Annotated in this window: 27 protein-coding genes and 1 pseudogene; 14 read left to right on the top strand and 14 right to left on the bottom strand. The window is 41.1% G+C overall.

What is annotated here, in order from left to right; translation table 11 throughout:
• The first annotated feature begins 18 nt into the window (after positions 1 to 18).
• Entirely contained in the window at positions 19 to 516 is a 498-nt protein-coding gene (locus tag FTT76_RS07695) for a YcxB family protein (RefSeq protein ID WP_180024361.1), read from the top strand.
• A 32-nt stretch (positions 517 to 548) separates the two neighbouring features.
• Positions 549 to 1,190: a fumarylacetoacetate hydrolase family protein gene (locus tag FTT76_RS07690; RefSeq protein WP_180190366.1), complete on the top strand. Its 642-nt coding sequence runs from the start codon at positions 549 to 551 to the stop codon at positions 1,188 to 1,190.
• Positions 1,191 to 1,242: 52 nt separating this feature from the next.
• On the opposite strand, the gene FTT76_RS07685 is transcribed toward FTT76_RS07690, so the two are convergent.
• Together FTT76_RS07685 and FTT76_RS07680 are read right to left on the bottom strand one after the other, a co-directional pair.
• Positions 1,243 to 2,016 carry a tetratricopeptide repeat protein gene (locus tag FTT76_RS07685; RefSeq protein WP_180049291.1) on the bottom strand — a complete coding sequence of 258 codons (774 nt, stop codon included), beginning with the start codon at positions 2,014 to 2,016 and terminating at the stop codon, positions 1,243 to 1,245.
• Positions 2,017 to 2,111: 95 nt separating this feature from the next.
• Entirely contained in the window at positions 2,112 to 2,927 is an 816-nt protein-coding gene (locus FTT76_RS07680; RefSeq protein WP_180049293.1) for a helix-turn-helix domain-containing protein, read from the bottom strand.
• 103 nt (positions 2,928 to 3,030) lie between these two features.
• Between FTT76_RS07680 and FTT76_RS07675 the strand changes: the two genes are divergently transcribed.
• A complete protein-coding gene (locus FTT76_RS07675; RefSeq protein ID WP_180190365.1) occupies positions 3,031 to 3,960 on the top strand; it encodes a DMT family transporter in 930 nt (309 codons plus the stop codon).
• Between the two features lie 54 nt (positions 3,961 to 4,014).
• Here FTT76_RS07675 and FTT76_RS07670 read toward each other — a convergent pair whose 3' ends face one another.
• Complete coding sequence (locus FTT76_RS07670; RefSeq protein WP_180190364.1) at positions 4,015 to 5,262, bottom strand: YihY family inner membrane protein; 1,248 nt, start codon at positions 5,260 to 5,262, stop codon at positions 4,015 to 4,017.
• Between the two features lie 112 nt (positions 5,263 to 5,374).
• Here FTT76_RS07670 and wrbA point away from each other — a divergent pair, with 112 nt between their 5' ends.
• Both wrbA and FTT76_RS07660 read left to right on the top strand, forming a co-directional pair.
• Positions 5,375 to 5,968, top strand: coding sequence for an NAD(P)H:quinone oxidoreductase (gene wrbA, locus FTT76_RS07665; RefSeq protein WP_180026043.1), 594 nt, complete (start codon positions 5,375 to 5,377; stop codon positions 5,966 to 5,968).
• A gap of 349 nt (positions 5,969 to 6,317) precedes the next feature.
• Positions 6,318 to 6,473, top strand: a complete 156-nt coding sequence (locus tag FTT76_RS07660) for a hypothetical protein (protein ID WP_180026042.1) — start codon at positions 6,318 to 6,320, stop codon at positions 6,471 to 6,473.
• 109 nt (positions 6,474 to 6,582) lie between these two features.
• On the opposite strand, the gene FTT76_RS07655 is transcribed toward FTT76_RS07660, so the two are convergent.
• The 4 genes from FTT76_RS07655 to FTT76_RS07640 form a co-directional block, all read right to left on the bottom strand.
• Complete coding sequence (locus FTT76_RS07655; protein ID WP_180026120.1) at positions 6,583 to 6,981, bottom strand: hypothetical protein; 399 nt, start codon at positions 6,979 to 6,981, stop codon at positions 6,583 to 6,585.
• A 269-nt stretch (positions 6,982 to 7,250) separates the two neighbouring features.
• Positions 7,251 to 7,826, bottom strand: a complete 576-nt coding sequence (locus FTT76_RS07650; protein WP_180010539.1) for a xanthine phosphoribosyltransferase — start codon at positions 7,824 to 7,826, stop codon at positions 7,251 to 7,253.
• 90 nt (positions 7,827 to 7,916) lie between these two features.
• Complete coding sequence (locus tag FTT76_RS07645) at positions 7,917 to 8,630, bottom strand: DUF3108 domain-containing protein (protein WP_180190363.1); 714 nt, start codon at positions 8,628 to 8,630, stop codon at positions 7,917 to 7,919.
• A 157-nt stretch (positions 8,631 to 8,787) separates the two neighbouring features.
• Entirely contained in the window at positions 8,788 to 9,471 is a 684-nt protein-coding gene (locus tag FTT76_RS07640; RefSeq protein ID WP_111885941.1) for a hypothetical protein, read from the bottom strand.
• A gap of 258 nt (positions 9,472 to 9,729) precedes the next feature.
• Here FTT76_RS07640 and FTT76_RS07635 point away from each other — a divergent pair, with 258 nt between their 5' ends.
• Positions 9,730 to 10,587 carry an energy transducer TonB gene (locus FTT76_RS07635; RefSeq protein WP_218949732.1) on the top strand — a complete coding sequence of 286 codons (858 nt, stop codon included), beginning with the start codon at positions 9,730 to 9,732 and terminating at the stop codon, positions 10,585 to 10,587.
• Here the strand turns inward: FTT76_RS07635 and FTT76_RS07630 are convergent, their stop codons facing one another.
• The 4 genes from FTT76_RS07630 to miaB form a co-directional block, all read right to left on the bottom strand.
• Positions 10,588 to 10,878 carry an antibiotic biosynthesis monooxygenase gene (locus tag FTT76_RS07630; protein ID WP_078189242.1) on the bottom strand — a complete coding sequence of 97 codons (291 nt, stop codon included), beginning with the start codon at positions 10,876 to 10,878 and terminating at the stop codon, positions 10,588 to 10,590.
• A 63-nt stretch (positions 10,879 to 10,941) separates the two neighbouring features.
• Positions 10,942 to 11,424 carry an rRNA maturation RNase YbeY gene (ybeY, locus tag FTT76_RS07625; protein ID WP_180112959.1) on the bottom strand — a complete coding sequence of 161 codons (483 nt, stop codon included), beginning with the start codon at positions 11,422 to 11,424 and terminating at the stop codon, positions 10,942 to 10,944.
• A 9-nt stretch (positions 11,425 to 11,433) separates the two neighbouring features.
• Positions 11,434 to 12,525, bottom strand: coding sequence for a PhoH family protein (locus tag FTT76_RS07620; RefSeq protein WP_111885944.1), 1,092 nt, complete (start codon positions 12,523 to 12,525; stop codon positions 11,434 to 11,436).
• Between the two features lie 38 nt (positions 12,526 to 12,563).
• The gene (gene miaB / locus FTT76_RS07615) at positions 12,564 to 14,021 is read right to left on the bottom strand and encodes a tRNA (N6-isopentenyl adenosine(37)-C2)-methylthiotransferase MiaB (RefSeq protein WP_180190362.1); all 1,458 of its coding nucleotides are present in this window, start codon (positions 14,019 to 14,021) and stop codon (positions 12,564 to 12,566) included.
• Positions 14,022 to 14,328: 307 nt separating this feature from the next.
• Between miaB and FTT76_RS07610 the strand changes: the two genes are divergently transcribed.
• The 5 genes from FTT76_RS07610 (at position 14,329) to FTT76_RS07590 (ending at position 18,982) form a co-directional block, all read left to right on the top strand.
• Positions 14,329 to 16,305, top strand: a complete 1,977-nt coding sequence (locus FTT76_RS07610; RefSeq protein WP_180190361.1) for a lytic transglycosylase domain-containing protein — start codon at positions 14,329 to 14,331, stop codon at positions 16,303 to 16,305.
• A 126-nt stretch (positions 16,306 to 16,431) separates the two neighbouring features.
• Positions 16,432 to 17,013, top strand: a complete 582-nt coding sequence (locus FTT76_RS07605) for a ribonuclease I (RefSeq protein ID WP_257235059.1) — start codon at positions 16,432 to 16,434, stop codon at positions 17,011 to 17,013.
• A gap of 170 nt (positions 17,014 to 17,183) precedes the next feature.
• Complete coding sequence (locus FTT76_RS07600) at positions 17,184 to 18,170, top strand: malate dehydrogenase (protein WP_180190359.1); 987 nt, start codon at positions 17,184 to 17,186, stop codon at positions 18,168 to 18,170.
• 188 nt (positions 18,171 to 18,358) lie between these two features.
• On the top strand, positions 18,359 to 18,619 hold the full coding sequence (locus FTT76_RS07595; protein WP_078189235.1) for a DUF2789 family protein: 261 nt from the start codon (positions 18,359 to 18,361) through the stop codon (positions 18,617 to 18,619).
• Positions 18,620 to 18,724: 105 nt separating this feature from the next.
• Complete coding sequence (locus tag FTT76_RS07590) at positions 18,725 to 18,982, top strand: DUF2789 family protein (RefSeq protein WP_078189234.1); 258 nt, start codon at positions 18,725 to 18,727, stop codon at positions 18,980 to 18,982.
• Between the two features lie 52 nt (positions 18,983 to 19,034).
• Here the strand turns inward: FTT76_RS07590 and FTT76_RS07585 are convergent, their stop codons facing one another.
• On the bottom strand, positions 19,035 to 19,562 hold the full coding sequence (locus FTT76_RS07585; RefSeq protein WP_180190358.1) for a hypothetical protein: 528 nt from the start codon (positions 19,560 to 19,562) through the stop codon (positions 19,035 to 19,037).
• A 71-nt stretch (positions 19,563 to 19,633) separates the two neighbouring features.
• Positions 19,634 to 20,236: a 2OG-Fe(II) oxygenase gene (locus FTT76_RS07580; protein ID WP_180190357.1), complete on the bottom strand. Its 603-nt coding sequence runs from the start codon at positions 20,234 to 20,236 to the stop codon at positions 19,634 to 19,636.
• 114 nt (positions 20,237 to 20,350) lie between these two features.
• Between FTT76_RS07580 and FTT76_RS07575 the strand changes: the two genes are divergently transcribed.
• The 3 genes from FTT76_RS07575 to FTT76_RS07565 are packed head-to-tail and all read left to right on the top strand — an operon-like array spanning position 20,351 to position 23,188.
• Positions 20,351 to 21,208: a 23S rRNA (adenine(2030)-N(6))-methyltransferase RlmJ gene (locus FTT76_RS07575; RefSeq protein WP_078189232.1), complete on the top strand. Its 858-nt coding sequence runs from the start codon at positions 20,351 to 20,353 to the stop codon at positions 21,206 to 21,208.
• Between the two features lie 41 nt (positions 21,209 to 21,249).
• On the top strand, positions 21,250 to 22,074 hold the full coding sequence (gene pssA, locus FTT76_RS07570; RefSeq protein WP_078189231.1) for a CDP-diacylglycerol--serine O-phosphatidyltransferase: 825 nt from the start codon (positions 21,250 to 21,252) through the stop codon (positions 22,072 to 22,074).
• Positions 22,075 to 22,111: 37 nt separating this feature from the next.
• The gene (locus FTT76_RS07565) at positions 22,112 to 23,188 is read left to right on the top strand and encodes a DUF6670 family protein (protein ID WP_180190356.1); all 1,077 of its coding nucleotides are present in this window, start codon (positions 22,112 to 22,114) and stop codon (positions 23,186 to 23,188) included.
• Here the strand turns inward: FTT76_RS07565 and FTT76_RS17520 are convergent.
• Positions 23,178 to 23,398: pseudogene (locus FTT76_RS17520) on the bottom strand (hypothetical protein); the annotation flags it as partial. The gene FTT76_RS07565 and the pseudogene FTT76_RS17520 overlap by 11 nt on opposite strands.

Below are 23,398 nucleotides of genomic sequence, written 5' to 3'. Positions count from 1 at the left end.
TTAAATATTCATACGCTTATGTCTGAGAATCTACCTGCATTATCGCTGCGCTATTTTTTAAATCTAGAAGAATCACAGGATGGTTTTGCACTAGCTACTTTTGGCAAAAAGCAATTTACGCGTTTTTTAACGCCAGCTATTAGCCTTGGGATTATCATCTGGGGTTTTTACTTGGGTGTAGATGGAGTTGGTGCCTACTATGTTGGGCTGGGCGCTTTCTTTTTACTTCTTCAAGGCATCATGCGTTATTGGTTTTTACCGATGATGTTTAAACGCCAGTTTGTAAAATACCAATTAGGCAAAAGTGAACAAGGTATTGATTTATTTCAAGACTATGCAGAAATTCATGCCAATGGGCGTAAGAATGTCTTTCATTATGCTGAAGTGGCAAATTTTGCTGAAGGCAAATTGACCTATATGCTTGAGCTGAAAAATAAAACCGTGATTATTGTGCCGAAAAGTGCATTTAAAAATACTGCGGACCAAGCGACTTTTAGCAATACTTTTCAGCACTAAGACAATCTATTCATAACAAAAGAGGGAGTAGTATGCAGTCACGTCCATCTAAAATTGTTTGCGTCGGTCGTAGTTATGCAGATCATGCCAAAGAATTAGGCAATGCAATTCCTGACCGTCCTGTACTTTTTATGAAGCCGCCAAGTGCATTAACCGCATTAGAGCAAGGCATCTCATGGAATCCTGCATGGGGCGGTTGCCACTATGAATGCGAATTAAGTTTACGTGTTGATCGTCCTTTATCGGCTGAAACTGATCCACGCAAAGCCTTAGAAGCAGTCGGAGCTGTGACTTTGGGGCTAGACCTGACCTTGCGTGATCTACAAGATGACTTAAAGAAAAAAGGTCAGCCTTGGGAGCGTGCCAAAGCTTATGATGGTTCTTGCATCCTTGCGGATTGGGTCGATGTTCAAGAGGTGGTTCAAGATTGGAAAGATGTGCATTACACCTTGCATGTCAATGATGAACTGCGCCAGAACGGTGATACTGCATTGCTGATTTTTGATGTGGGTACTTTGTTGGCAGATATTAGCCAAGTGTTTAGTCTTGAAGCGGGTGATGTGGTCATGACGGGTACGCCTGCGGGTGTCGCGGCACTACAGTCAGGTGAGCAGTTGAAAATGACCCTGAAAGGCAAAAATCAGGATTTTGTTTGGACAACTTTTGTCAAATAATCTGTGAAAAAAATACAAAAAAGGCTGCTTAATGCAGCCTTTTTTGATTGATCTATTCGGTACTGCTTGATGGCGGTGGCTCATTCGGTTGTAAAGGACCAGTATCTTTCCATGCTTCATAGGTCTCGGCCATATGCTGTGAGTCAGTGTCTCCCAATGCACCTGCTTTGGCATACCATTGTCGCGCTTTTTCACCATCTCGAATATCATAATGATAATAATGTGCCATTTTCATCGCCGCGTCAGCATCTTGCCCTTGTTCTGCGGCATAGCTTAAATATTCAGCTGCTTTGTCGGGTGTAGACGAAGGATGTTCAGAAAAATAATGTTGATTTCCCAAGACTTTGATTGCTTCGACATTCTTTTGTTTGGCAGCTTTTTCATACCAAATTTGCGCTTGGTGCTTATCTTGAATTAAGCCTTTTCCAGTGTCGTACATCCAACCAACGGTATATTCAGCAGCAGGATCATGAGTCTTTTTTGCAAGGTCTAGCACCCAGTGTGCAAGGAAAATATTGCCATCTTGCTGCATCTTTCGAATCACTTGATCTGCATGCGGGTTGCCTTGATAAGCTTGGGTCATCAACCATGCGAATGCGTCCGTAGTGCCTTGATCCGCAGCAGCTTTGTACCAATGTACACTTTGTTCGATATTTTGTTCTGTGCCCGTTCCACTGAGGTATAAATCACCCACTTTCATTTGCGCAGTCGCATCACCACTTTGAGCGGTTTTGAGTGCAGATTTAAATTCACGCTGTTCTTTGGAACTACAAGCCGTTAAAAATACGGCAGATAAACACAGCGCTAAAATGGTTTTTTTATTCATTTGAAATGGAATTATTATCATTTTCGTAGATTTTTTGATCTTAACGGATTGTTGAATCACTTTATAGAGACACTTATAGCTAAATTTAAACACATTTAGGGCTTTAAAACGGATTTCCTAAACTGATCTGGGGTGCAAAGCATCCATTTTTTAAACATATTTATAAACGCTGAGGCATTGGCATAGCCAAGTTCTAAGGCAATATTTTCGACGGTTTGGCCTGCGTTGAGCATGGACATGGCTTTCATGACTTTGAGACGTTGTCGCCATTCATGCAGGGACATCCCAAGTTCTTTTTGACAATAACGCGCCAGAGTACGTTCCGTCATATTTATCCGCTTTGCCAATTGCTCAAGCGCGCTCTGATCTGCAGGATGTTGATGTAAATAATCAAGCAGCTGTTTGAGGGCAGGGTGATCCGAATGCGGTAAATAACTACTGACCAGTTTGGCTTGATGCAGTTGATCTAAGATCACATGGAGTAAGCGTTGATACTCGGCCGTATTTTCCATGAGATCGGCTTGTTGATGCAACAGACGCAAATGGCTGAATATCGCTGTAACTAAAGGTGAGCTGAGTAAAATCCCCGGTTGTTTCGGCAAGTGGGTGCATAGAGATTCATGTACATATAAGGTGCCATGTGAAACTGCAGTACGATTTAAACCACTATGTTCTAAGTGTGGGGGAAGCCAAATGCCATAAGGTGGTGGGGTAATATAGTCTATCTGGTTGATGTTCACTTCCATTACGCCATTAAAGGCATAGACAAACTCGCCCCAAGCATGTCCATGAACGGGATAAACAGACAGTGCAGGATCGTCACGAAAACTGATCCACAGTGCTGCTTGAATTTCATCGTTGGTGGGAAGTTGTTGCAACTGCGTATGATCTGCACGAGCTTTATGACGCATGAGAAATTTTGCCTGAATAAGAAGATCACTTGTCTATTTTGAAGTATATATTTTATTTCTGACAGTTCTATAGTGTTGCTTATCGTATTGTCGAGTAAATAGTGTGGAACAGCGTAAGGCGCTAGATGCAAAAGCTTCTGGCCTGATGATTATTTTGTGCATGATTTTAGGGATTCAGCAGGTCATTTTGAAATTGGCCGCGGTTGATATTGCGCCGATCATGCAAATTGCCATTCGATCGGGTTTGGCTGCGCTGTTGGTCTTTCCACTGATTCGTCTCAAGCCGGGAACACATTTATATACACGCGAATACTCGCTGCCGGGTATTTGGTTGGCGTTTTTATTTTCAGCCGAATTTATTTTAGTGGCAGAATCCCTGCGCTATACCTCTGCATCACATACCGTTGTCTTGCTCTATACCGCACCGATTTTTGTGGCATTAGGTTTACATTGGAAGTTGCCTGAAGAAAAACTCACAGCGATCCAATGGGTCGGTATTTTTATTGCCTTTTCAGGAATAGTACTGTCGTTTATGGGACGTGAAAGTAGTACTACAGTCAACACTCAAGCCCTGTTGGGTGATGCGATGGCATTACTTGCTGGGGTGATGTGGGCCTTGACCACCATTTCATTAAGACTCACCAAACTCTCTGATGCACCTCCGACTCAGACCTTGTTTTATCAGTTGGTTGGTGGTTGTGTATTTTTATTACCCGTGGCGTGGCTGACAGGACAAATGACTGTACATTGGACGGTGTTGTCCATCAGCAGTATGATTTTTCATGTGCTCATTATTTCATTTTTTAGCCTGATGCTTTGGTTTTGGCTGTTAAGTAAATATCTGGCCAATGGTCTGGGCGTTTTTTCATTCCTTACCCCAATCTTTGGACTGGTCTTTGGCGTATTGATCTTAAACGAAACGATTGAACTGAACTTTATTTTGGGAACGGCCTTAGTAATGGTTGGAGTGATGACGGTAACCTTGCATCGGTGGTTGTCTAAATTGATGGGACATCAGTGCACAGCGATCTAATATCATGTATAAATTAAAAGGGAGAACTGCAGTTCTCCCTTTTAATTTATACGGTTATTTTTCTTCAAAAATAGTCGCAAGCGGTATCGAGAGTTTGGCCGCGAGATAATCATCCGATTCGACCAGTTGCGGCCCAATTTTTTCCATCCAAACATCATCTGGATCGACGCGACCTAAATCTTGCCGTTTAGGGAGCGGATAGGGCAGCTTACTGTAAAAACTCCAAAAGTCCACTTGGGTTAAATTACGAACTAAAACATAATGATCATCATCTGTACGTTTAATCAGGTGTTGCTCTTCAAACAATAAAATATAGCTTGGCAGGCGGCCGATTTCATCACGCCCTAAAACCTCAAGCGCTTCTTTTTCTGTCACGCTCTGACCGAGTTTTTGCTTTTTATAAAATAATTCAAGCAAATCCATCAACATAATAACAGGATGACGTTTTTGGTCGTTGCCCGAATTGAAAGCTGTCAGTGCATAACTAATTTCTACCCCAATCAGTACGATATTCCATGAAAGGAATATCCAAAGCAGGAAAATTGGCACTGCAGCAAAAGCACCGTAAACGATTTGATAACTGGTGAAATTTGACATGACAAAACCAAAGAGGTTTTTGAGTAATTCAAATACCACGGCACTAAAGACACCCGCGATCAGCGCCGCCTTAATCGGCACACTGCGGTTGGGAATCGTCCAATACAGAATGAAAAAACCTAAAATGGTCAATGAAAAAGACAAGATCCGCAGCAGAAAAGCCCCATCCAGTTCATAGCCGGCAAAATTATTGCTGAGGACATTCATAGAGGCCAAGGTAGATGACACAACAAATGCGCTACCCAATAAGATTGGGCCTAATGAGATAATAGTCCAATAGCGCATAAAGCCAATAATGCCGCCACGTGTCTCACGCACCCGCCAAATTCGGTTAAATACTGTCTCAATGCTGGTCAGCATCATAACTGTGGTAATGAATAAAAACAGTACACCAATAACAGTCAGGTTACTGGATTTATCGGTGAATGCATTCAGTGCTTTATCAAAAGCAATTGTCGTTTTCGGTAGGAAATTACTATAAATCAATTGTTGAAGCTGTTGACGAGCAGGTTCTAAAGCTTTAATTGAGGAGATGATGACCAAGAATACGGTCAACATGGGTACCACTGCAAACAAGGTGGTATAGGTTAATGATCCTGCTTGTTCACGGCAGCGATCGGCTTCAAAACGTCGAATGACAAATAAAACAAACTGAAACCATTTCTTGTCGTAAAAGGGAAGTTTTTTTAAAAATGCTTCGATCATTCGTTCAAGTCTCGAGTTATTTTAGTCATGTTTATGCAATTTTCATCACTTAGCTTAACCAAAAAATAGGAAAAATACCGTATAGTTTTCTTTTTTCATTGAATTTATAAAAATGACGCAAGCTTATGTACTGGTGTTGTATTACAGCAAATATGGTTCAACACGTGAGATGGCACATTTAATTGCCAATGGAATTGAAGCGTCTGGAATGGCAGTAAAAATACGAACCGTTCCAAATTTATCTACTGTGGTGACTGACGTGCAGCCCAGTATTCCTGCCGAAGGCGATATTTACTGTAGCTTAGATGACTTAGCGCATTGCTCAGGTTTAGCCCTTGGTTCGCCAACACGTTTTGGTAATATGGCGTCGGAAATGAAATATTTCTGGGATCAAACCACAGCGCTTTGGCTCAATGGCGCATTACATGGCAAACCTGCCTGTGTGTTTACCAGTTCAGGTTCAATGCATGGGGGACAGGAAAGTACTTTGCTGACCATGCTGCCGCCTTTGTTTCATCACGGAATGATGGTTATGGGTTTAACTAATGCCCATCCTGCATTATCGAATACCAAAACGGGTGGTACACCTTATGGTGCAAGCCATGTCAGTGGTCCACGCCATGATCAGTCATTGAGTCAAGATGAGCGTAACTTGTGTGAAGAGCTGGGTAAACGCCTAGGCGAAGTCGTCAAAAAGTTGATTTGATACTTACTTGCTCTAGGAAGTTGCGCTAACTTTGTAGCGAACGGGCAAGAAAAGGTTTAAATATTGCACTTTTCTTGCTTTATTTACGTGTGACGTCTTTTTATTTATGACGTTGTATACCGCCCAAAATATAAAAATAAATCTGTCGAACTATTCCTGAAATATTAAAAATAAATAATATCAACAATATATTGAAATTTTTTAAATACAGCCTGCTCAGTGATGGCCTTGAGTCGAATATTGCTGTCTCGTTGGGCGCGTTATTTTTATTTTTTGATTACATGATTTGTATTTAAATTTCTTCTTTAGGGGGTGTGATGTCTATTGTTAATTTTCTAATGACTTTCCTGTGTTCCGTATTGGCTGCATCTTCCTTGTGTACGGCAATGCCAGTTTATACAGTATGGATTTCCCGCAAGAGAAAAAAGCTGAAGAAAAAGAATTTTTGGCGAAACAAGATCAAGTCAAAGCAGAATCAAAATCTTTAACTGATGCTTCAAAATAATTGATTCGCCATGGTTTTCGAATAGCATTTCAATAGACTAGAAATACATATTAGAAAAACAATAACCTATAAAAAAAGAGCGCTGATGCGCTCTTTTTTTATATCCAATTTAGTCTTGATCCGAAGTCTTTGCAGCGTCTTCAGGCTGTTGCTCAACTTCAAAGCGCTGTTTGCAGTCTAAACATTGGTAGTCGAGAAAAATATTTTGATCGACGATCACGCCGGCTTTTTTACCAAAACGGTGTCCTAGAAAACCGCCTGTAATGCCGACGCTAATTGCACCAACAAAAGTACCGATGGTTCCGCCCATAATCACGCCAAGTGGGCCTGCAGTCACACCACCAATCGCAGCACCAATAGATGCGCCAGATGCCGCACCACCGACAGTCCCTGCAGCAGTTCCTGCACCACTGAGTAAAACCCCACCAATTTTTTGTAAGTTTTGTTCATGGTTACGCTTTTCAATATGGGTTGATCCACATCTTGGACATTTAACTGTCGGTTCCATGTTTTGATCTTCTGTATTCATAACTTTCCGTAGCCTTAAAAAATAAAGTGGCCGAATTTATGGTGCAGCATAATGTAATTTGACAGATGAGTAGTTGACCCATTTGATCAAATGCAACGATTTTCCTGAATTTTATCGAGTTTTGCGCACAGATGTTTTGTCTGCTTGTAACCAAGGCGTTAAAAAGTACGCTCTACGTCACCTTAATCGTAAGTTTTTAGCAAAAAAAAGAACACCTGATGTGTTCTTTTTTTCTTTTGAACGCAAACTTAGTCACGAACAAATTCAACTGTACCATTCGCCAGTGATTTCACACGTGCCAATGATTCAACGCGATAGCCTTTTTCAAGCAAAATATCACGACCAGGTTGGAATGATTTTTCAATCACGATACCGATACCCAATACTTCAGCACTTGCTTGATGAATAAGATCTGCAAGACCTAAAGCCGCTTGACCATTGGCCAAGAAGTCATCAATCACTAAAACTTTATCTTCAGCATTGATGTGCTTTTTAGAAATCGCGATAGTGCTTTCAGTTTGTTTCGTAAAAGAAAACACTTTTGAGCGATACAAATCATCTTTTAAGGTTAAAGATTGATATTTACGTGCAAAAATCACAGGAACACCAAGTTCAAGACCAGCCATTACTGCAGGTGCAATACCTGATGCTTCAATCGTAATGATTTTTGTGATGCTAGCATCTTTAAAAAGACGGGCAAATTCTTGACCAATTTGCTGCATCATCACAGGGTCAATTTGGTGGTTCAGGAAAGAATCGACTTTCAGAACTTCTTCAGAGAGAACGATACCTTCAGCTAAGATTTTCTGTTCCAGAGCGTGCACGGGAGAATCCTCGAGGGGCAGGTGCTTTTTAAAGCAAAAGCGTATTTTAAAAAGCACCGTGAAAAATGCAAGCGAAATTGATCAAATCAATTAATTTGTTGCACCTTTATAGCCCGTTAACAATAAACCGTAAGAGGTTTTATTGTCTTGGTGGGAAACTTTGACAGGTAGGTAATCTAGTTTTGGTGCTAACCAGAAAGTCGTTTGACGGCCTGGTTTATCATGACGCATCACGACTTTCACGGTGTCAAAAGTTCCATAAGTGGTTTTCACTTTTTCAGTGCCTTGTTTCACGAACTTACGAGCTTCAACCTCTTTGGCATCGGCAATGTAGTAATTCGATTTCAAACCACCATTTTTTAAATCTTCACGAATTTGCAATTCAGCATTGAGTTCATCTAACACACCTGATTTCCACGCAAATGAACGCGCTTTATCATCTTTTTTGGTATTAATGGTTTTTGCGCCAGCATTAAAATTAATATTCATGGTGTTGTTGTACACCAAAATTTTGCTGCTGCGGCTAAAGCTGTTCGAGTGAATTTGGCTGCCATTTAAACTAAAACGACTGGTTTCAGTTGCAGAGGCCATCGCACCAGCTTTTGCTGCGAAAACATACGTCCAGTTATTCCCAGATTGTTTTAGGGTACGTGTTGCAGAACCCAAGTTTTTGCCGTTGTAATTAAACTGGTAGCTTGCTTGGAATGGACTCATGGCAAATGACTGACTTGAGAAACCAGTCAAAAGCAGTGTAGTCGATACCCCAGCAACAAGACCTAAATTTTTCAAAACTGAATGTGCCATAAGTATGGTTTTCCTATTCAATAGAAGTGTGGTGGGCTAAACCACCTGATATATTTATTATGCGGCTGGATTGTGGAGAATCTCGTCGCAAATCCGTGCCTAATGTATATGTTGTGTAGCGTTTTATAGGCTCAAGATATCTAAGTACAGGATAAGTCTAGCTTTCCTTTTGCTTAATTGGCGTGACTTCATCGTCTTTTAAATTTGAATCATCCCAGTCTTCCATCCGTTCTTGCGACATTTTGGTGAACAATGCGGTTAAATTAACATTACCAATCACCACCAATTCGGCCTCACGTAAAACAGCATGGTTGACATGGACTTTGCCCAGTGTGTCGATAATCGATCGACTTTTACCGAGCCAGCGATTCAGGTCTAAATACAGTAAATCATCTTTAACTTTGATCACATTGAGCTTTTCCAAAATCATACCCAATGGATCTTGGTTGAGTACTTTTTGATAGAACCATAACGCCATGCGCACGCCCATCTTATACAGAACATTTGGATACTTTGCTTCAATCACTTGTGTATCACTAATTTGTTCAAATACGATCAATTGGGTTTGTTTGTTGAGTTCCATCTGTACCAGTTTTAAATCAACAGAGAGTGTTATGATCAGCCCGTTATAATCCAATGTGGCATACAGTCGAAGCCAGTCATCATGCAGGTCAGCATGCAAGTCTTTGAGCATTTTCACATTATCGGTGACAAAGCGCTGAAATGTCGCATTTAAAAACACTTGAGACATTGGGAATTCACGCTCATCTTCAATAAATCCTTCAGCTTTTTGGTACACTTGGCGTATACGTTTAGCGATATTGGAAACTAGCGTTTGCATAAGAAGTGCATCCTGACAAATTATGTTTTTTGACGATGTTTATCTTGTCGATTTCTATAAAAACACAAGGTTTTGATCTTGCAGTTTAGCAAAATAAATTGCACCATTTTCATGATTTTAATTGTGCATTATCTATGTGTTGATGGATTTCTCGTTTTCATCAAAAAATGAATACGAGTTTTATTTTATACTGTTTTAAGCAGTTTGGGGAATGCGGCAAATAGTCGGTTTAATGTGATGCTGAAAAAAATAACGTTCATGCCCTTGATGAAAGAGTGGTGGAAAGATCCCATATTTGCAACTGCATTGGCGTTTGCTGCTGTGTTGCATTTGGCTTTTTTAACCATGCAATTTTCCATGCCCCAAGAGGCGGATTATAACACCAAAGAAATTGCAGTTTCTTTACGTTCTACGACGGAAAAAATTGAACATGCAGACTTTTTAGCACAAGCCGATCAGCAGGGCTCAGGGACATTCCGTGAGTCACATCGTATGTCGAGTGACATGCCTGCACCGATGATCGAACAAAAAGCCGGGGAGCAAAAAAGCGAAGCTTTAGAACAACTGCAACAAAAGAAAGAGCTGAGCTTTGAAGACAAAGTGTTGATGACAGCCTTGAGTTGGCAAAAACAAGCTGAAGAAAACAGTCGCAAAAAAGCCGTTGAGGAGTTGAATAGTCAGTTTCAGGCCAAGGCTGCGATGGTGGCGAGTATCGAAGCCCAATATTTACAACGTCAGCAAAACTTTAGCCGTCAGCAAAAAATTAAAACCATTGATGGTATTCAAGCCAAGCAAGATGTTTCTGCGGCCTATATGGAAAAATTCCGCGAAAAAGTCGAGTTTTATGGCAACCGTTATTATCCTGAAGCGGCAAAACAGCAACAGCTACGCGGTGAAGTACGTTTAATGGTTATTTTGAACAGTAATGGCGGGATTCGTGCCATTCGTTTGATCGAAAGTTCAGGTTCAAGTTTATTGGATGAAGCTGCAAAAACCTCTGTGCGTAAGGCGGCACCTTTTGGTTTGTTTGATGCCAAAATGAAAGAAATCTCAGAACTTCGTATTGTGCGTACTTGGCGCTTTGATCCTGCAGAAGCAGAGTTTGAGGTGCGTTAATCAGTTGTGATAGCGTCGCAAAACTTCGCAGATTTCGACGCTAAAACTCGCATACCATTGGTTTTTCCCCAATTGTTGCGCGACCAGATGTTGTGCATCTTGTTGCCAAGCTCGAATGTCTTCTAACGTATTCCAGTAGGAAAGGGCGATTTCATGCTCACCCTCTGTCAGCGCTTCAAAATGTTGACAGTTAAAGTGTGTCAAGGCTTTGTCTCTAAGCTGCTGTGCAGTCGAAAAATACAGCTCATCAAGCGTACGAATGCGTGCTTTAAAAATCACGACATATTGCATATTTTTCCTTCCTTGTTTTTTATGACGATAAAAAAAGCGAGCCGGAGCTCGCTTTTTTGGTTCTTAATCTCTTTCCAGATAAGGGTTATCAAACCCCAATTTGGCTAAAATCTCGATCTCCAAAGCTTCCATTTCTTCAGCATCTTCATCAGAGGTTTCATGGTCGTAACCCATGAGGTGCAACGTACCGTGTACCAGCATATGCGTAAAGTGGGTCAGGGGTGCTTTGCTTTGTTCTTGTGCTTCACGAAGAACCACAGGAATACAAATCACCAAGTCACCAATCGGAAATGAGTCTAAAACTGCAGCCATTTCATCGGGGAGATCGCTCGGAAAAGACAACACATTAGTCGGTTTGTCTTTACCACGATATTCCAAGTTCAATTTGTGGCTTTCATCATTGTCCACACATGCAATACCGATCTCACAATCACTTTGTGTATCGATATGACGTAAAGCTGTTTCCACAACTTTTTTGATATGCCCACGTTTTACCACCAATTCAGGTGACTGAAAATTTTGCTGCAAGGAGAGATTAAGTTTCAAAATGAATCCTTAAATGTTTTCGTCTTGATGCTGCCCATCAGCTTTAGCATCATTGTCCGCGACCAAGGCTTCCTGACGTGCTTTACGTTCTGCACGTTGTTCAGCCGTGAGGCGATGTTGTTCGCTGTCCCATCCCTCATAAGCTTCAACAATTTTTTGAACCAATTGATGACGTACCACGTCACGAGAGTGGAAGCGAGTAATATGAATTTCTTTGATTTTTTCAATCACACGTAAGGCATGTGCCAAACCGGATTGTTGACCACGAGGTAAATCGACCTGTGTAATGTCGCCCGTGATTACCGCACGAGAACCAAAACCTAAACGGGTGAGGAACATTTTCATTTGTTCTGGGGTGGTGTTCTGTGCTTCATCTAAAATCACAAAAGAATGATTTAAGGTACGACCACGCATGTAGGCCAGAGGAGCCACTTCAATCACTTGACGTTCAATCAGTTTTGCGACTTTTTCAAAACCGAGCATTTCATACAAAGCGTCGTATAGCGGCCGTAAGTAAGGGTCAATTTTTTGGCTCAAATCACCGGGTAAAAAACCCAGTTTTTCACCGGCTTCAACCGCAGGGCGAACCAATAAAATGCGTTGAATTTCGTTGCGTTCTAGCATATCTACTGCAGCGGCGACCGCGAGATAGGTTTTACCTGTACCCGCTGGGCCAATACCGAAAGAAATATCACTTTGTAAAATACGTTGCACGTAGCGTTTTTGATTGGCACCACGTGGGTTGATCCGACCTTTACGGGTTTGTAGATAAACATTATCTAAACCGGTGTGCTCATTTTCAGAAAAATCTTCCTGAATTTCGCGGTCGGTCTGACTGCCTTGAATCATCATGTGTAAGATGTCCGCACTAATCTGAGGATTGGTTTCGGACTCTTCATAAAGACGGTGAAGGAGACTTTCGGCTCTCTCAACCGCATCGATTTCCCCATCGACAAAAAAAGCATCTGCGCGATGAGAAATTTTGACATCTAAACGTTGTTCAATTTGTTTGAGATGACCGTTATAGGCACCGAGCATGCTTTGTAAACGGTCAAGTGGAATACCAGCAAAAGTTACAGTACGTCGAATCGCTGCAGTCAAGAGAATTCCTTTAAATTGGTCTGACGATTAAGCTTACATTACGCCACGTCAGGCTCAAGATTCAAGAGTTCACCGTAAACAAACTTCAAAGTTTTAATATCGGTCACTTCGATCTCTGCAAAACGCCCAACCCATGCAGGATCACCAATGAAGCTGACCAAACGCGTATTGTCTGCAGTACCAATCAGCAAGTTCGGATCTTTGTCTGAAACAGACTCAACCAAGACACGTTGAATGGTGCCTAGCATGGCATCAGTTTTATCAATACTGGATTGTTTAATCCATTGTTGAACTTTGGCAAGACGTTCTTTTTTCACATCTTCAGGGGTGGTGTCTTCAAGCTCTGACGCAGGTGTACCCGGACGTTTTGAGTAGATGAAACTGTATGAATGATCGAAGTCCATATCTTGGATAAATTGATAAGTTTCTTCGAAGTTCTCGTTAGTTTCACCTGGGAAGCCAATAATAAAGTCGCTAGATAAATGCATATCAGGGCGAACTTGACGTAATTTGGCAATTTTATCGATATAAACATCAATCGTGTGGTTACGCTTCATGGCTTGTAGCACGTCGTTTGAACCACTTTGAACTGGTAGATGCAAGTGAGAAACCATTTGCGGTAAGTCACGATAGCACTGAATCAAGTCATCATTAAATTCAAGCGGATGCGATGTGGTGTAACGAATACGACCAATCCCCGGAATTTCAGCGACTAAACGTAATAAGTCTGCAAAGGTACAGATTTCACCTTCAAAAGTTTCACCACGATAGCCATTCACGTTTTGGCCGAGTAATGAAATTTCACGTACGCCTTTTTCAGCTAAAGTGGCAATTTCAGCCAATACGTCATCGAGTGGGCGAGAAACTTCTTCACCACGAGTATAAGGAACTACGCAGAATGAACAGTATTTAGAACAGCCTTCCATGATAGAAACAAAGGCTTTAAACCCTTCTACACGCGGTTCAGGTAAAAAGTCGAATTTTTCAATATCAGGGAATGAAATATCCACCAACTGAATTTTTTCTTTTTTCGGTTTGACCACTTGTTCAGTATGCTGATCCAACATTTGCGGTAGACGGTGCAAGGTTTGTGGACCAAAGACCATATCAACATACGGTGCACGTTTTTGAATGTTGTCACCTTCCTGAGAAGCAACACAACCACCAACACCAATCACCAAGTCTGGATTTTTTTCTTTCAGTTTGCGCCAGCGACCTAACTCTGAAAATACTTTTTCTTGTGCTTTTTCACGAATAGAACAGGTATTCATCAGGAGAATATCGGCTTCTTTAGGATCGTTCGTTAGCACATAACCGTGAGAGTCACCTAAAAGGTCGCCCATACGTTGACTGTCATACTCATTCATCTGACACCCTTGCGTTTCGATGTACAGTTTTTTCACTGCTCCATCTTGAGCTTGGGTGTGCTGTGGCTGGGTAACAGTGTTATCTGGGGCAGCTTGGGCACTATTGGGGATGAAGGTTTGAACCGTCATGTAGGCTCCTAAAGGAATTTTATGAAAATCAATAACCAGACGTGGCTGACAGACAATTCAATCAATTGAATTGTGCAGCTGCGGAGGTCAAAAAGGGGATTTTAAGAATGGGCAATATTTTAGCAGTAATTCACTAGAAACTTACAGCCTAAAATTACAACTCTGCCATATTGATTTATGAAGTAAAAATGTTTGAAAATTAATATTGGCTAATCATAAGGTTACATAACAGAACACAATGCAGAGTTTAGAATTATTAAACTAATTCCTAAACAAAGTTCGATGTGCTGTAACTGAGCAGAATGACATGAAAGAAGGCAAGTGGATGTTAAAACATAATTTTAAACAGAAAAATTACGCTAAATTACTTGCTTTGAGTGTCGGGCTCTCCGGAATTTCTGCGTTTGCCCAAGCCGCAGATGAGCAGTTTAACGATGCTTTACGTGCTGCGAATGCAGGCAATATTAGTTTATTACAACAATACCAATCATCCATGCAAAATGACGTTTTGGGCTATTATCCAGAATATTGGTTACTGAATAACAATTTGGCTTCACAGCCAGCAAGTGCCATTATTAATTTTGCACAGCGCTATCCAAATTCGGCAATGGCAGAAAAATTAGCTGCAGATTATGTTGAAGAAAAAGTCAAACAAGCTGATTTCGCTACAGCACAGCCTGTCTTGCAATATGTGACTAATGCTGACCGTGCTGAAACATGTGCCATGGCTCAAGTCCGCGCAAAGTCGGGCGACCCTCTGGTCTACGCAGAATTTAAAGATGTATGGTTGACCACAAACTCACAACCTGACTCGTGTACGGGCTTGGGCCGTATGATGCTGTCGAGTCCTTTAATGACTCAAGATGACCGCCATCAACGGATGTGGGGACAGTTAAGAGCGGGTCAGTCAGGACAAGCGATTGCGACTGCGCAAACCATTGGCGTAAATATTAATTTGTCACAACTCAACACCATTCAAGCCAATCCACTGAATTATTTATGGTCTGCACCCAAAGCCACAGCTGAAGATCATGTATACCTGATTTATGCGATGGGTCGCTTGGCCGATAGCGACTTAAATGGCGCGATTTCTTCGGTGAAACGTGCAGCAGAAGGCACACCAGCCGATGTACAAAAAGCCCTATACCGTAGTGTCGGGTATATCGGTGGTACAACGGTAATGAAAAATAATTTCAACCGTGAAGTTCTAAATTATCTTGATTTGAGTTATGGACTGCCTTTTAGTGCAGAAGAAGCCGAGATTTATGCGCGACAAGCCATTCGTTTTGGCGCATGGGAAAGTGTCATTCGTGCAATTGATGCGATGAGCGTTTCGCAAAAGCAGGAAGATCGTTGGCAATATTGGTTAGCACGAGCATCTGAACAACGTGGAGATGCCTCATCTAAACGTGCGGCAAAAGAAATTTATCGCAAGCTTGCCGTTGGCGATGATTACCATAATTTGTTAGCACGTGACAAAATTGGTCAGTCTTATAACAATATTCCGTCAAATGTGCAGCCTTCGTCACAAGATGCGCAGCGTCTCAGTCAGGATATTCACTTCCGTCGTGCCTTTGCATTGCGCAATATTAATGCATCTGACAGCTATATTAACCGTGAATGGAACTGGGCAGTGCGTCAAGCCTACTTAAAGCATGATGATGGCATGATTCTTGCCGCAGCTAAACGTGCAACCGATATGGGGTGGTATGATCGGGCGATTTATGCAGCAGATCGAACCACTAAACAGCATAATTATGCTTTACGTTATGCTATGCCGCATCAAAATTATGTGGTGAGTCATAGTCGTAATGCCGGCATTGACCCTGCATGGGCTTATGGCTTGATGCGTCAAGAAAGTCGGTTTGTTACTAGCGCACGTTCACATGTCGGTGCTGGTGGTTTAATGCAAATTATGCCAGACACAGCAAAATTGGTGGCTCGTCAGATGGGGGAGAGTTATAACCCCGCTGCATTAACGGATATGAATACCAATATCCGTTATGGCACTTTCTATTTATCGATGATTCAACGTCAATTGAGTAATAGTCCAGTATTAGCGACCGCAGGTTACAATGCGGGTCCAAATCGTGCTCGACGCTGGCAGCCTGAGTATCAAGCGATTGCAGCGGACCAATATACGGAATCGATTCCATTAATGGAAACTCGAGACTATGTAAAACATGTGATGACCAATGCAACCCATTACGGCCTTTTATTGGGTCAGGGACCCCAATCGATTGAAAAACGAATGCAAATGATTCCATTACGGAATGCGCAATAAACCTTAAAGCAAGATGCGCCTGCTTTTAGGTGCAATATGGGTAAATAATGAATGCCGAACATGGACATTAGACCTGCTTATCGAATACTGACATCACTGCTCATCGGCAGTGGTGCAGGCTTTGGTATGTCTATGCTTTCGGCTGCACCGGTTGTAAAAGGGTATGTGATGGATGTGCAAATGGTGCCTGCTGTTTGCGCCTATGACCCATTAAAAAGTAAAAAACGTAAATGTTTAGAAGGGTATTCACTCAATATCACGGGTCTATATCCAGAAACCTCTACACGTGATTGCACGACCAATAGTTCAGCTAAACTTTCTCCGTTGCAAGCGAAAGTGGTTGCACGGATTATGCCTGATGAAAATGCTCGCGTGGCGCTTTGGCACACTACCGGCGGCTGTGTCCCAATGAATGCCAGCCAGTATTTCAGAACCATTATTAATCATGCAGATAAGCTAAAAATTCCAGATGAATTGACTAGCCAAGAAACCCAGTCCATTCAAGCCAATGTCTTGCGTAATAAAATGTTGCGTATGAACAGCGGATTGGTATCACAAAGTATTGAATTTAACTGTATGCAAACCCGTGGTGGTAGCCTACTGACTGAGATTAAAATCTGCTATAAAAACAATGGTCAGTACAAAAGTTGCCCTACGACTATCGTCGGAAATTGTCCTGCAACTTTCATAATTAAAGGTTCTTTCTAAGCTTTTTTCGGCATTTTATTTATATTTCCTATCATACTTTTGTTGAAAAGCATTCTCTTTTACATGCAAGCGTCAAAAGATTGGAGTACAATCTTTGCCGTTTATGATTATTAAGATTAGATAGAACAGCTATTTAATCATTATGACCTTCCTCAATTGGAGATAATTACATGAAGCAAGCAGTTCGTGTTGCCGTTACTGGCGCAGCTGGTCAAATCGGTTATAGCTTATTATTCCGTATCGCAAGCGGTGAAATGTTGGGTAAAGACCAACCAGTTATCCTTCAATTATTAGAAATTCCAGTTGAGAAAGCTCAACAAGCGCTTAAAGGCGTAATGATGGAACTTGATGACTGCGCATTCCCTCTTTTAGAAGGTATGATCGGTACTGATGATCCTAAAGTTGCATTCAAAGATGCTGACTACGCTCTTCTTGTAGGTTCACGTCCACGTGGTCCTGGTATGGAACGTGCTGACCTTCTTAAAGTAAACGGTGAAATCTTCATCGGTCAAGGCCAAGCACTTAACGAAGTTGCTAGCCGTGACGTTAAAGTTCTTGTTGTAGGTAACCCTGCAAACACTAACGCTTACATTGCAATGAAATCTGCTCCAGATCTTCCAGCGAAAAACTTCACAGCAATGTTACGTCTTGACCACAACCGTGCGTTAACTCAACTTGCTCAAAAAGCGGGTGTTGCAGTTTCTGACATCGAAAACATGACAGTTTGGGGTAACCACTCTCCGACAATGTATGCTGACTACCGTTTTGCAAATGTAAACGGCGAAAGCTTAAAAGACAAAATCAACGATGCTGCTTGGAACAAAGACGTATTCCTTCCAACTGTCGGTAAACGTGGTGCTGCGATCATCGAAGCGCGTGGTCTTTCTTCTGCTGCTTCTGCTGCAAACGCTGCAATCGACCATATGCGCGATTGGGCTCTTGGCACAAACGGCAAATGGGTAACTATGGGTATTCCTTCTGACGGTTCTTATGGTATTCCTGAAGGCGTAATGTTCGGTTTCCCTGTAACTTGTGAAAACGGCGAATACAAAATCGTTCAAGGTCTTGAAATCGACGAATTCAGCCGTGAACGTATCAACTTCACTCTAAACGAGCTTGAAGAAGAACGTGCAGCAGTTGCTGACATGGTTAAATAATTTAATTTTTTAAATTAAATTATAAAAAAGCACTCCATTTGGGGTGCTTTTTTTATGGCCTGCGAAAAATGCCACGCTTAAGTTTTGAACAAAAAATAACACGTTGAGATGCTGTTGCAACTGACAAAGTCAAATAAACAGATAACTATAAAGATGGGAAAAATGTTATTGGCTTGAGGAGAACGGCAATGTTTGATCAACAACCAACGTTGGAACTATTTTTTGAACAATTGGGGTTAGATGCAAGTCCGGAAGGCATCGATCAATTTATCGAAACGCATCAAATCACCATGGATGTTCCACTGCATGAAGCGCCATTTTGGACGAAGTCACAGCGCGACTTCATTATCAGTCATTGGAAAAAAGATGATGACTGGGCCATGGTCGTCGATATTTTAAATGAACAATTGCATACAGAACATAAGCTTTCCGGATCATGCAAAATCTAAATACAATTTGAAACAACAAACCTAGTTTTAACGCTAGGTTTTTTTATCTCCATCATATAAGTTAATTAAATAATAAATGACAGATTAGTTGATAAGGAGGGCGAGATGCTCAATCAAAATAAACCATCCTTAGCTTTATTGTTTTCTCAATTGGGGTTAGCCAGCAGTCCAGCTGCGATCGAGTTATATGTGCGTACGCATCAGCTTGCTGCAAGTGAAAATTTACATGATGCGCCGTTTTGGAATAAAGCGCAGCGTGATTTTCTAATCAGTCATTTAGTACAAGATGATGATTGGGCTATTTGGATTGATGAGCTGAATCAACAGTTGCATATGGATGCATATAAGCTGCAGCCAGCATAGATTTCATTTCTCTACAAATAAAAAAACACCTCTTCTGAGGTGTTTTTTTTATTTAGTGCAGTTTGCTTTGGCGTAATTCTGCAAACCAATCTTCTTGGCGATAAGGATTAAATGCAGGATGCTCAAGTAAAGTGGTCAGTTTGAATTCTGGAGATTTGCAGTATTTATTTAACCAGTGGCGGGTTAACGCAGGTTCCTGTTTTACCGCAGAGGCATAGGCCAAATAAAAGTAGATGTCGCCATGTTCAGCTTTGGACATCGGTTTCATAATCTGCTGGGTAATCAGGGCATAGCGCTGTTCTTGGGTGATTTCAAAAAACACCATATAGGCTTTGGCTAAATGCACAGATAAATCGATGTATAGCTCAATCGGCATTTCTTCAAATTCAATCCGGCTTTGCTCAAGTAGAACAATGGCTTCTTGCAGAAAATACACTTGTTCTTGATGATTCTTGCTTAAGCCAACCAATTGCAGACGTAAGTCAGCACGCTCAAGGGCAAGTTCAGGGCTGTTGCCTTGTAGGAATAATTGATCAGTTTCGCCAATACGCTGAATGATTTGTTGACTGTTTTGACGCATCGGGTACATCCTCATCTATGAATGACTCATATATGAGGATAATTTAAGGGATTTAAAGGATGAATCTTGAATTACCACATCGTGTTGTCATTACGCAGCCAAGCCGTAATCGATAAACGTTGATGTTTGGCTTCGAGTACCTCGTGTAACAGGTCACTTTGGAATAAAGCAATGCGATTCGGTTTAGGTTCTAAAATATGCCAAACATCATTCTTATCTTGTAAGCGCAATTCACCGCCCCAATCGGCTTGCCATTGTTCATGTAAATAATAAACCGCTGAAATGACACGTCCATTTTTGCCTTGAGGATTATCTTTGTGCAGGGCATAAAATTCACCTGCGTTATAACAGGCAAAATGTGCTTCGACTTCGTGAATGCCAGAAAAAAATGCGCGATTAAATTGTTCTGATAAATGTTCTAAGGCTTGAACGTGTTCTTGTGCGACATCTAATGTGTCGTTAATCCATAAAATATGATCACTTCTAATTTTACTGATGACCCCATTTTGTACGGCTGCATCTCGAAATTTATTTAAATTTGACATACATTCTTCAACAAGTGCATGTATATATTCAGCAGGATAAGCGTCATCAATAATGCTAAACCCGTGTTGATCTAAATCATCGAGGATTTGATCAACCGGCCAAGACTTTGGGAGAAAGGCTGTTTCCATATACGATCCATAAAGTTGTGGAAAAAAAGGTGACGTATTCTAGAGCAAGAATAGCATCGGAATGAAACTATTTTTCATGCTAAAATGTCCGTTGATATCAGGAATTAAAGAAACATGAATTACCGTCACCATTTCCATGCAGGCAACTTTGCCGACGTGATGAAGCACGTTTTGCTGCTTCAGTTATTAAGTCGACTGAATGCAAAAGATAAACCTTATCGCTATGTAGATACACATGGTGGTGCGGGTAAATATGATCTTTCGACCTCTGAAGCACAGAAATCAGGTGAGTTTTTAAATGGTATTCATCGTTTAGTTAAGCTCGATGATTCGATTAAGCGTAATGCGCCTGAAGGTGTTCAACAATATTTAAAAGTTGTTGAAAAAATGCGTGAAAACTTTGGTAAAGGTGCTTATCCAGGCTCTCCATGGTTTGCGCTCGAAGGCATGCGTGAAACTGATAAAGCCACGATTTTTGAAATGCAGCGTGATGTATTCCAACAATTGCGCCACAATATTTTTGATAAACGTGCAGGCTTGCATGAGCGTGATGCTTACGAAGGTTTACTGGGTGTAATTCCACCAAAAGAAAAACGTGGTTTGGTGATGATTGACCCGCCTTACGAATTAGAACGTAAAGATTTTCCACAGCTTGTAGAATTGTTGGTGGCTGCTTATAAAAAATGGCCGACAGGTGTTTTTGCGGTATGGTATCCAATTAAAGACCGCGCGATGATTGAACGTTTTGAAAAGAAAATGTACAAAACCGGCATTCGTCGTCAGTTGGTTTGCGAAATTTGCGTATGGCCAGATGATACTCCAGTTGGTCTAAATGGTTGTGGTTTATTGGTGATTAATCCACCTTGGAAATTCTCTGAAGATGCGGACGAAGCATTACAATGGTTGTTCCCACATCTTCGTATGAATGAAAATGGTGGTCATGCAGCCGTACGTTGGTTAGTTGGCGAATAATTTTAAACTTGAAAAAGAAAGGTCACAGTTAGGATAGAACAATGACAAATACAAATAAACCTGAGCGGGAAATTTCTTCAAAGGATGAAAATGCATTTGATGGCATTACATTTGAAGTTGAAGAAGAGGAGCACACCCATGAAGGGCATAAAGTGAAACGTCGTGGGATCTATCTGTGGCCAAACTTGATTACAACCGCAGCGTTGTTATCCGGCTTTTATTCAATAATTGCCAGTATGAATGGTGAATTTCAACAAGCCATTTATGCTATTTTTCTTGCAGCATTATTTGATGGTTTGGATGGACGTGTCGCACGTGCTATCGGCGCACAAAGTCCATTTGGTGAGCAGTTTGACTCCTTATCAGACTTGCTAGCATTTGGTGTTGCACCTGCCATTTTAATGTATAGCTGGAGTCTAAATGACTTAGGCCGTATTGGCCTGGCAGCATGTTTTGTTTACACCGCATGTGCAGCCTTCCGTTTGGCACGTTTTAACGTACAAATTGGGGTCGTCGATAAACGTTACTTTATTGGTGTTGCAAGTCCACTCGCAGCCGTTATGATTATTTCATTGGTATGGGTAGGCATGGACATCCCTGCGGTCTTCGACTTACGCGAAACAGGTATTCAGATTTTTAATGCGGTAGTGATTATTGCAGTGGGTCTATTGATGATCTCAAATGTAAAATACTATTCATTTAAAACGGTGGATCGTCGCCGTGTTCCATTTGCGGTGTTACCAATCATAGTCTTTGTTTTAGCTGCTGTAACGTATAATATTCCAATGGGTATTTTAATTATTTCAGTAATTTATGCATTGTCTGGCTTTGTCACAACCTTAATGGCAAAAAAGGCAGAAGCATGAGTTAAAGCATGAAATAAAAAATGAAAAGGAGCTTGATATGCAGATATTTCAAGATTTCTTGGATCAATCAAGAAGACTGAATCAAGCTCCAGATTTACAACATAAAAAAATAAATTTACATGCGCCGAATACGCCATATCCTTCAGTCCATTATGGACTTTGTCTACCGAATCTTCCTGCGCCCTTACATTATCTTAACTTTATGAGTTGGCTCGGGCAGCCTCAGATTCCCGCTTTTCAAAATCCTGCGTCCATTCAACAAGACGAACTCAATACGGCCACAGTAATGACCAGTGTGAGTGGTCATATGGTTGGGCAATTACAATCATATTCCATCAAAGACGACTGTAGTCTGAGTGATACCGTCTTTAAATTTAGAGATAAAGAGCAGATTGGTTGGAATGGAGCGGTATTTCAAATCCATCGAGAAGATACTGAACTCAGTTTAGATTTGTCCGTGCAAACTACCGATATTTCTTCGTGTTTAATTAAGTTGAGATTAGGTCTTGCTGAATATTGGTCGGTGATGTGCCAATGTGAAGGGCAAATCAAATTTCAGGGCCAGATGTATGATGTAAATCAGTTGGCGGTTTTGTCTTATGCACAAATACGCAAGTTTCCATATTTACCATTAGCGTTTTATACCCATCAGGTCATCAACCTCAGCCGACAGCGTCAAATCATCTTTATGCAAACGCGAGATCGTTATAACAATATTTTGAGTTCGCGTTTATATCTAAGAGATTTAAATCAGCAGCAAGTGTTCATGGCAGACCAAGGCGTGTTCTTTAAAGTCATGCGCGTTTATCCTGTGGTTAAAACCCCCAATTTGCAAAAAATGTATTTGCCACGTGAATTTGAATGGATTTACCAAAATGACAAAATGAAAATACATGTACAAGCGCAGAGCCGTGGGGATTTTAAATTTGGACTCGGCGCAGGTTATGCAGGAAGCTTTAACTATCAAATTAAAATTAACGACGAAATCGAGTGTGGGGAGGGTGGTTACTGTGAATATGTAGATTGTCGAGCTTTAAAATGGCAAGAAAAGAATGAAAAAGATAAATTAACGGACAAATATGGAAATATTGTCCCTTTTATGCTCAAAAAATAGTAAAAAAACTCAATTTAGTAGAATAAATAAACAAACGTAATGAAAAATTAAAAATAAATGGAAAAGGGTGTTGCGTTGGATCAGAAATGCTGTAGAATGCACATCCATCGGCGGTGATGAAGATTAAAACTTCTGATAAAACAATGACTTGGTTGAATTGATTAAGTTGGGTTTTAGAAAAAAGTTTAAAAATAATTTGAATTACCGGTT

The sequence above is a fragment of the Acinetobacter sp. YH01009 genome (assembly GCF_013420765.1).
Taxonomy (GTDB): Bacteria; Pseudomonadota; Gammaproteobacteria; order Pseudomonadales; family Moraxellaceae; genus Acinetobacter; species Acinetobacter amyesii.
The sequence above is the reverse complement of the archived record's forward strand: the minus strand, read 5'-3'. Positions and strand labels throughout refer to the sequence as shown.